The following is an 8,099-nucleotide window of genomic DNA, read 5'->3' on the forward strand; positions in this document are numbered from 1 at the left end:
GATCGCGCAAATCGCGCCGGTATGAGCCGGCACACCTCGGCACCCATTGGTCCACATGAACAAGCAAGTATCCATTACCCGCCGGCTGGAATTCGACTCCGGCCACCGCATCCCCAACCATGGCGGCCAGTGCCGCAATATCCATGGCCATCGCTATCGCCTGGACCTGACGCTGTCGGGCGAGGTGCTGCATCGCGCAGGTGCCTCGGATGAGGGCATGATCCTGGACTTCAGCGATATCAAGGCGCTGGCGACGGAGCATCTGGTATCCAAGTGGGACCATGCCTTCCTGATCCATCGCGGCGATACCGCGCTGCTGAACTTCCTGCAGACCATGGACGGGCACAAGACGGTGGTGCTGGATGCCATCCCCACCGTGGAGAACCTGGCGCAGATCGCTTTCGACATGCTCGCGCCGGTGTTCAAGGATTGCTTCGGCCACCAGTTGCAGCTCACCCGCCTGGTCCTGTTCGAGACCCCGAACTGCTGGGCCGAGGTCAGCGCCGCCTTCAGCCTGCCGGCGCAGGACTGACCCGCCGGATGATGCCACCGCGATGACCGAGCCGACCCTCCCGCTCGAGGCCAGCCTGGAAAGCCCGGATCTCCCCATGGATCCGGCGCTTGCGCGCGACCGCCGCTACATGCAGGCCGCACTCGACGAAGCGCGCCTGGCCGAAGCCGCCGGCGAAGTCCCGGTGGGCGCGGTCGTGGTGTGGAACGACACCATCATCGCGCGCGGCCATAACCTGCCGATCCGCTCGGTTGACCCTTCCGCTCACGCTGAAATGCAGGCGCTGCGCGCCGCCGCCCGCGTGATCGGCAACTACCGCATGCCGGAGTGCGAGCTCTACGTGACGCTGGAGCCCTGCGTGATGTGCAGCGGCGCCATCCTGCATGCGCGGATTCGCCACGTGGTGTTTGGCGCCACCGATCCCAAGACCGGCGCGGCGGGCAGCGTGCTCAACCTGTTCGGCGAGGCGCAGCTCAATCACCAGACCACCATTGCCGGCGGCGTGATGGCCGACGAGTGCTCGCGCATGTTGAAGGATTTCTTCGGCGGCCGGCGCCGGGCCCAGAAGGCCGCACAGAAAGCGGAGCAGGAAGCCGCGCAGGATGCGGGGGCAAGCGATGCGCCTGCCTGCGCCCATTGCGCCCATTGCGACACTGGCGCAACCACTGCCTCCACCGACACCGACCCAAGCCAAAGCCCCGACGCATGAGCCAGCCCACGCCCACGCCAGCCACCGAAGTCCGCCTGATCGCGTCTTCCGGTTATCCGCACGACATCGCCATCGCCGCGCGCGGCTGTGCCTGGCTCAAGGGGCAGGGCTTTCATGTGGGTAACCCGGATGTGCTGGCGCGCCGCTACCTGCGCTTTGGCGGCAGCGATGCCGAGCGCCTGGCCGACCTGCATGCCATCGGCACCGGCGCGGCGCACGAGCTGACGCTGGCGGTGCGCGGCGGTTATGGCATCGCGCGGCTGCTGGAGCAAGTGGATTTCGCCCGCATCGCCGAGCAGGCGCGCGCCAGCCAGACGCCGATCGTCGGCCATAGCGATTTCACGGCCTTCCAGCTGGCCTACCTGGCCGCCACCGGCGGCGTCACCTTTGCCGGCCCGATGCTGCTGGCGGATTTTGGCGCGGAGGTGGTCGACACCTTCATGTGGCAGCACTTCAACGGCGTGCTGCGTGATCCAGCGTACATCATCGAGGTGGAAGCACCGCAGGCCGGTGGCCAGCCATTTAGCGGCAAGCTTTCGGGCACGCTGTGGGGCGGCAACATGGCGATGCTATGCAGCTTGCTGGGCACGCCGTTCATGCCGGCAGTGGAGGGCGGCATCCTGTTCCTGGAAGACGTCAACGAGCCGCCGTACCGGGTCGAGCGCATGCTGCTGCAACTGGACCAGGCCGGCGTGCTTGGCACGCAGCGCGCCATCCTCCTGGGCGATTTTTCCAACTACCGCGTCACCGACTACGACAACGGCTACGACCTGCCCGCGGTGGTGGCGTACCTGCAGGAGCGCTTGCCGGTGCCGGTGCTCACCGGGTTGCCATTTGGCCATTGCCCGCGCAAGCTGACCTTGCCGGTTGGCGGGCAGGCGCAGTTGAGCGCACGCGCGGATGGATTTTCGCTGTCGCTGTCGGGCTACCCGGTGTTGAAAGCGGCGCCTTCCGCCCACATCTGAGGCTTAGCGCTTCGTTCCTTTGCCCGCCAGTGGTAAAATCGTTGGTTGTTTCCCGATTTCCCTGCCCGGGCCCCGCGCCAATGCGCCGCCAGGTTGCCATGCCTGGCTTTGTGCCGTCCTCGTGGCTAAGCGCTTGGCATCTTGGCCGGCACTTGGCACTTCACAGGCGGCAGCCCCAGGGCAAGCGCGAGTTTTCGCGCCTCATTTTTCGCGCCTCATCATCCATACAAGGTCCCAGACGTGCTTTCTACCGCAAACATCACCATGCAGTTCGGCCCCAAGCCGTTGTTCGAGAATATCTCGGTCAAGTTCGGCGAGGGCAACCGCTACGGCTTGATCGGCGCGAACGGCTGCGGCAAGTCCACCTTCATGAAGATCCTGGGCGGGGATCTCGAGCAATCCGCCGGCACCGTCATGCTGGAGCCGGGCGTGCGCCTGGGCAAGCTGCGCCAGGACCAGTTCGCCTATGAAGACATGCGCGTGCTGGACGTGGTCATGATGGGCCATACCGAGATGTGGGCCGCCGCCGCCGAGCGCGACGCCATCTACGCCAACCCGGAAGCCACCGACGAAGACTACATGAAGGCCGCCGAGCTGGAGGCCAAGTATGCCGAGTACGACGGCTACACGGCCGAAGCGCGCGCCGGCGAGCTGCTGCTGGGCGTGGGCATCCCCACCGACCAGCACCAGGGCACCATGAGCAACGTGGCGCCGGGCTGGAAGCTGCGTGTGCTGCTGGCGCAAGCCCTGTTCTCGAACCCGGACGTGCTGCTGCTCGACGAGCCGACCAACAACCTCGACATCAATACGATCCGCTGGCTGGAACAAGTGCTCAACGAGCGCAATTCCACCATGATCATCATTTCCCACGATCGCCACTTCCTGAACTCCGTGTGCACGCACATGGCCGACATGGACTACGGCACGCTCAAGGTCTACCCGGGCAACTACGATGACTACATGGAAGCCTCCATGCAGGCGCGCGAGCGCCAGCTGGCGGCCAACTCCCGTGCCAAGGATCGTATCGGCGAGCTGCAGGACTTCGTGCGCCGCTTCTCGGCCAACAAGTCCAAGGCCCGCCAGGCCACCTCGCGCCTGAAGCAGATCGACAAGATCAAGGTCGAGGACATCAAGCCGTCGTCGCGCCAGAACCCGTTCATCCGCTTCGAATTCGACAAGAAGCTGCACAACCTGGCCGTGGAAGCCGAGGGCGTGACCAAGACCTATGATCGCAAGGTCATCAACAACCTGTCGCTCGCGATCCAGGCGGGCGAGCGCGTGGCCATCGTCGGCGAGAACGGTGCCGGCAAGACCACCTTGCTGCGCAGCCTGCTGGGCAGCACGGTCAAGGGCGGCGTGGAAGTCGATCGCGGCACCATCAAGTGGGCCGAGAACGCCAATGTCGGCTATATGCCGCAGGACACCTTCGAGGAGTTCCCCGCCGACCGCGACCTGATCGACTGGATGAGCCAGTGGACCCAGGCCGGTGACGATGACCAGTCGCTGCGCGGCACCATGGGCCGCTTGCTGTTCTCCGCCGATGACATCAAGAAGTCAGTCAAGGTGCTGTCCGGCGGTGAGAAGGGCCGCATGATCTGGGGCAAGCTGATGCTGGGCCGCCACAATGTGCTGGCGCTCGACGAGCCGACCAACCACATGGACATGGAATCGATCGAGTCGCTGCAGATCGCGCTGGACAAGTTCACCGGCACGCTGGTCTTCGTCTCGCACGACCGCGTGTTCGTGAGTGGCCTGGCCACGCGTGTGATTGAAGTGCGCAACGATGGCACGCTGACCGATTACCTGGGTACGTATGACGAGTACCTGGAGTCGCAGGGTATTGACGGCTGAGCAGTCATTTTTCTGCAAACAACTGGGGCTGCCTTTGGGTGGCCCTTTTTGTTTCTTGGCGCGTCTCGCAGTGAAGCGTGAACGGGAGTTGTCCCATTCCTGATGTGCCCTGATTGTACCCAAGCTGAGGACGCCTGGGACAGTCGCTAACGTGGGGCTGTAGAGAAGCCTGGACCGGAATGCCCGCCGTGCATCTCCATCGGCAGCGTATTTCCCATCGCCATCGTCTGGTCAGCCGCCTTGCACATGTGCCCGGAGAAAGGCGCAGTGCTTATAAATCAATGAGTTACCTAGGCTATCAACCTGACTTGTCCAGTGGTTTTTAGGATTGACTTGGACAGAATTTGGACAAGCCCAGCGGCTCATCCGAGGGTGACTGTAGCGAATCAGGGGGGGAGTGTTCAAGGGCGCGCTAGACGCTTTGGTGAGGACATTGGCCAGCTCACGAAGTCCGGTAGCGGATACGTGGATGTACTTCTGGGTGGCTGTTGTGGATAGCGCGGGGCCATCCAGCGACAGCATGTAGACCTATAGGGGGGGCTGGTGATTCCCGATACGAAGGGCGGGAAGCCCCATACGCTACCCAGAACGGGACCCATGAGGGAGATTCTAGCGATGCGGTGTATCCGCTGGAGCCAGGCCCTAGCGTGTTCGGTGGCTTCGTATATAGACCGCGTTACGGGCATGGTGTCGAGGTCTTACGGGCTTGGCTTTATCTCAGTCGCGAGCCGCTTCCATAGAGGCTTGATCTGCTTCCGTATGCCTTCGGCATCCATGGTTCGAGCTGCCTTCGTGGCGTATGAGATAAAATTCCTGCGACCGAGGTACGAATATCGCTTGTACAGCTTGCGAAGTCGGAGCGGAACTATTGCCTCTCCCCGCTCCTTGCGCTTCTCATTTCTACTTCGTGCAGTGGCTTTCGCCAGGCGAACACCGCGCCTCATACGTTCGGAGTATCTCGCTAGAGATGCTGAGCGAAGTAGGATGCGCTGACCATCAAACAGGAATCCGAGATACTGGAGTGGGCGATTTGCCGTAATGATTGCTCCGGTCTTGGTGAATGTGCGCTCTTCCGTTTTCTTGGCCTGTATCTCTAGACCGAAGTTCTTAATCTGGCTTTCAGCAAGGGCTTTCAGTGAGGGACCTTTACCGGCTGGGACTATGATCAGCATGTCGTCGCAGTATCGGAAGTACTTGCCCCCGACACTGTCTACCGCGCCGGCCATAGCCAAGTCGAAGTCCATCATGTACACGTTGGACAGCAATGCACTGATGGGTGAACCTTGCGGGATGCCTTTGGGCTCCTCGTTCCGAGAGATCAAGCCGCCTGCACGAACTACATAGCGGAAATCCTCAGGCTCACAAATCCTCTTCTTGCTAGCCTTGGGGTTGTGGACCGAGATTTTGAACCGACCATATACGGAATCTCTGCTCACATAGGCATACCGTGTCAAGGATTTAAATACGTTGTAGTGGTCGGCAGGGAGGGTGGTTTGGCCGAGAAGTTTTGCCCATGACCTCTTCAAAATTCCGTGGTCTAGGCTACCAAAGAAGTCGGAAATGTCTAGCGCAATTGCGTCAGCATTCCCCATGGTCTTGATCGCAAGGAAGGCGTCTGCTGCGAAGTCAATATTGCTCTTGTTGAGCTTGCGAAATGCAAGTACCGAGCTTTCGTAGGAGCATTTCTTCAGGTATTGCTCGTACAGGGCAGAGATGCGCTCGCAGTAATAGCTGTAGATATGGCTGTCGAGGTGTGCCGCGTATCGGATAGGGCGGATTTTCGGAGAGGAAATCAGCTTGCTACTCTTCTTGTCCCACTTTACCTTGGTGGTGTGGATATCAAAGGTAATTAGTGGGTAAAAAGCATGAGTTTTTACGCGTACAGGATCAGTGACCAATGCTGTCGCGGCTTCGCGGCCAATGGGTAAGTCAAAGTGAAGATACGTTCTGCGCCTGAACCAATCCGAACTTCTCTTCTTGAAACCCATTTGAAAGTCCTAGCAAACCGGGGGAATGAAGGTTGGCGGCATTCCTATAGGCCACTCCCCCGGATATACACAAACGCTCTTCGCATCATCTCACCCATTTGCATGGGCTTTGGCCGCTTAATGTTAGAAATGACGTATCATCTCAGTATAGACATGGAGGCACGCATGGCGCAGCTCGCAGTCTGGTTGCTGTCATCGATTTCGGTCTGCTTGCGCGGCACGATTCGTGTTGACAACCTGTGATGTTCCTCAGCGGCTAAACCGGTGAGCCAACTCAATATAGTGGAAACTCAGCACGCCCGCAATCAGTAATGCGGAAAACTTGATGCACCCCCAGCGCTACCCATGACAGCGCTCTAGCCCCGCTTGATGATGCTGATGGAGTGCCTTACCGTGGCCTGGCCGCCTCCGAGGTCTAGGACAATATTCCAGTAGCCCGCGTGGGGTGCTTCGATTCTGGCCGGGAGCATTTTATAGAAGCCCCCGAAGTAACGGTACTGCCTGCCACCCCGATAGTTCTGAAAGTTGCTGTCATCAGTCAAATGGATGTTGCACTGGTGCGAGCAGTTGACCACGACAATATCACCTTCATCCAGATACTCTCGCTTGTGCAGGAACGACATGGCATTTCTCGGTTCACGAATGAGTACCTATCGTACCGCGCGGGCTCTCCCGTGTAAGTCCGCCTGTAGTGGGGTGATGGCGCGGCGGGAGGGGTCCGAAATGTTTGGCAGAAAAATCCGAGAACCCTACTGATAAGCCCCCAAGCCGGAACTCCCCCCGTGCCCCCTCGCGCGCCAGCGTACGCGCCCGCGCCAACCAGACGCGCGCAGTCGATTAGACGCCCGTGCGCGTACACATTAGCCATGACCGGATGAATCCCTCTTCGTGAGGGTATGAGTTCTCATCCGACGCTGCGCCATCGCCCCTAGAATCGCGCGCAGGTACAGGGCTATCCAAGCGGGGGGGGCATGGCAGTGAAGGCGTGGAGCTATTGGGCAGCAGCAGGCGTCGCAGTGTGGCTTGCGGGAGCCTGGCTGGTGGCCGAACAGCGGCAGGTAGCGAGACAGGTTGAAGACGCAGACACCATCGATTGCCTGATGCAGCGGCTCAGCCCTGAGGAGAAGTACCGGCTTGCCAGGCTCGGCAATGCGGAAGACTACCGGCCACTCTGGCTGGCCTACTCCGAGGTCTTCCCGCGCTGTGTCCTGCATGCAAGCCAGTGGGAGAGGAAGGACCGGCTAATGTTCGCTGCATGGTCCTTGCTCAGGGGGGAGGATTTGGAGTTCTCAAGGGCCATGCTCAGGGCTTCAAGGGAGTAGGGCGGAGCTGTCCCCACAGGCTCACCCTGCTGGAGACCTTCTACGCCACCCTGATGGCTTGGTCCAGCGGCTCTGTAGTGCCATTCAGACACCCCTGAGCGTTCCTCAAGCTGGCCGCTCCCCTCCAGGCTGGTGCGCTAAGATTCCAAGTTACGGAACATTGGCTGCGCATACGACCATTGCAATCAACTAACGGGACCGAAGGGCAAACACATGGATATTCCGGGGGAGAAGCTCATCATCAAGCTGTGGGAGTCGTGCGCGGACAGGGCGATTGGTTCGCTATTGAAGCCCTGGCAGATTAAGCGCGAGGGGCTAGCCCAGGTAGAAGTCCGTAGGCAGGAGACGCTGCTCCTCGCACAGGCGGAGAAGGACGCTGACGACATTCGGAAGGGATTGAAAATCATCAGTGGTTCGGGCACGGCGATGCGGCTTATCGGTACGGTGGCTCCAAAGCCTGATGGGAAGGTGGAACCCACGCTTGACCTTGACTCTCTGGCAAGCAGTGTTACACATGCGCGCACTGCCAATGCCATCCGCGAGGAGGTCAATGTGGCCAAGGCGCTACTGCACGCTGAAGCGACGCTTTCACGCGACGATAGCCCAGTACCGGCTGAGAGCATCAATGATGACTGGATGTACCGTTGGAGGGATAGCGCTGCATCCGTATCATCAGAGCAAATGCAGTCGTTATGGGGCAGCGTCTTGGCTGGAGAGGTCAAATCGCCGGGTAGCTTTTCCCTTCGAACGCTC

Annotated in this window: 8 protein-coding genes; 6 read left to right on the plus strand and 2 right to left on the minus strand. The window is 60.5% G+C overall.

Features of this window, described 5'->3' with window-relative positions:
* Nucleotides 1-55 precede the first annotated feature (55 nt).
* The 4 genes from queD to OR16_RS19345 all read left to right on the plus strand — a co-directional run bounded on the left by queD (nt 56) and on the right by OR16_RS19345 (nt 4,036).
* Nucleotides 56-532, plus strand: a complete 477-nt coding sequence (gene queD, locus OR16_RS19330; RefSeq protein WP_006159634.1) for a 6-carboxytetrahydropterin synthase QueD — start codon at nt 56-58, stop codon at nt 530-532.
* 22 nt (nt 533-554) lie between these two features.
* On the plus strand, nt 555-1,220 hold the full coding sequence (tadA, locus tag OR16_RS19335; protein ID WP_006159635.1) for a tRNA adenosine(34) deaminase TadA: 666 nt from the start codon (nt 555-557) through the stop codon (nt 1,218-1,220).
* The gene (gene ldcA, locus OR16_RS19340; protein ID WP_006159636.1) at nt 1,217-2,185 is read left to right on the plus strand and encodes a muramoyltetrapeptide carboxypeptidase; all 969 of its coding nucleotides are present in this window, start codon (nt 1,217-1,219) and stop codon (nt 2,183-2,185) included. Before tadA ends, ldcA begins: the two co-directional genes overlap by 4 nt.
* Before the next feature lie 240 nt (nt 2,186-2,425).
* Complete coding sequence (locus OR16_RS19345; protein ID WP_006159637.1) at nt 2,426-4,036, plus strand: ABC-F family ATPase; 1,611 nt, start codon at nt 2,426-2,428, stop codon at nt 4,034-4,036.
* A gap of 698 nt (nt 4,037-4,734) precedes the next feature.
* On the opposite strand, the gene drt2 is transcribed toward OR16_RS19345, so the two are convergent.
* On the minus strand, nt 4,735-6,024 hold the full coding sequence (gene drt2, locus OR16_RS19350) for an antiviral reverse transcriptase Drt2 (protein WP_006159638.1): 1,290 nt from the start codon (nt 6,022-6,024) through the stop codon (nt 4,735-4,737).
* 356 nt (nt 6,025-6,380) lie between these two features.
* Complete coding sequence (locus OR16_RS19355; protein ID WP_006159639.1) at nt 6,381-6,647, minus strand: DUF1883 domain-containing protein; 267 nt, start codon at nt 6,645-6,647, stop codon at nt 6,381-6,383.
* 348 nt (nt 6,648-6,995) lie between these two features.
* Between OR16_RS19355 and OR16_RS19360 the strand changes: the two genes are divergently transcribed.
* Nucleotides 6,996-7,346 carry a hypothetical protein gene (locus tag OR16_RS19360; protein WP_141639889.1) on the plus strand — a complete coding sequence of 117 codons (351 nt, stop codon included), beginning with the start codon at nt 6,996-6,998 and terminating at the stop codon, nt 7,344-7,346.
* A 213-nt stretch (nt 7,347-7,559) separates the two neighbouring features.
* A partial coding sequence (locus tag OR16_RS19365; protein WP_006159641.1) for a DUF2806 domain-containing protein occupies nt 7,560-8,099 on the plus strand: 540 nt, incomplete at its 3' end.

This window comes from Cupriavidus basilensis OR16 (assembly GCF_000243095.1).
Classification (GTDB): Bacteria; Pseudomonadota; Gammaproteobacteria; order Burkholderiales; family Burkholderiaceae; genus Cupriavidus; species Cupriavidus basilensis_D.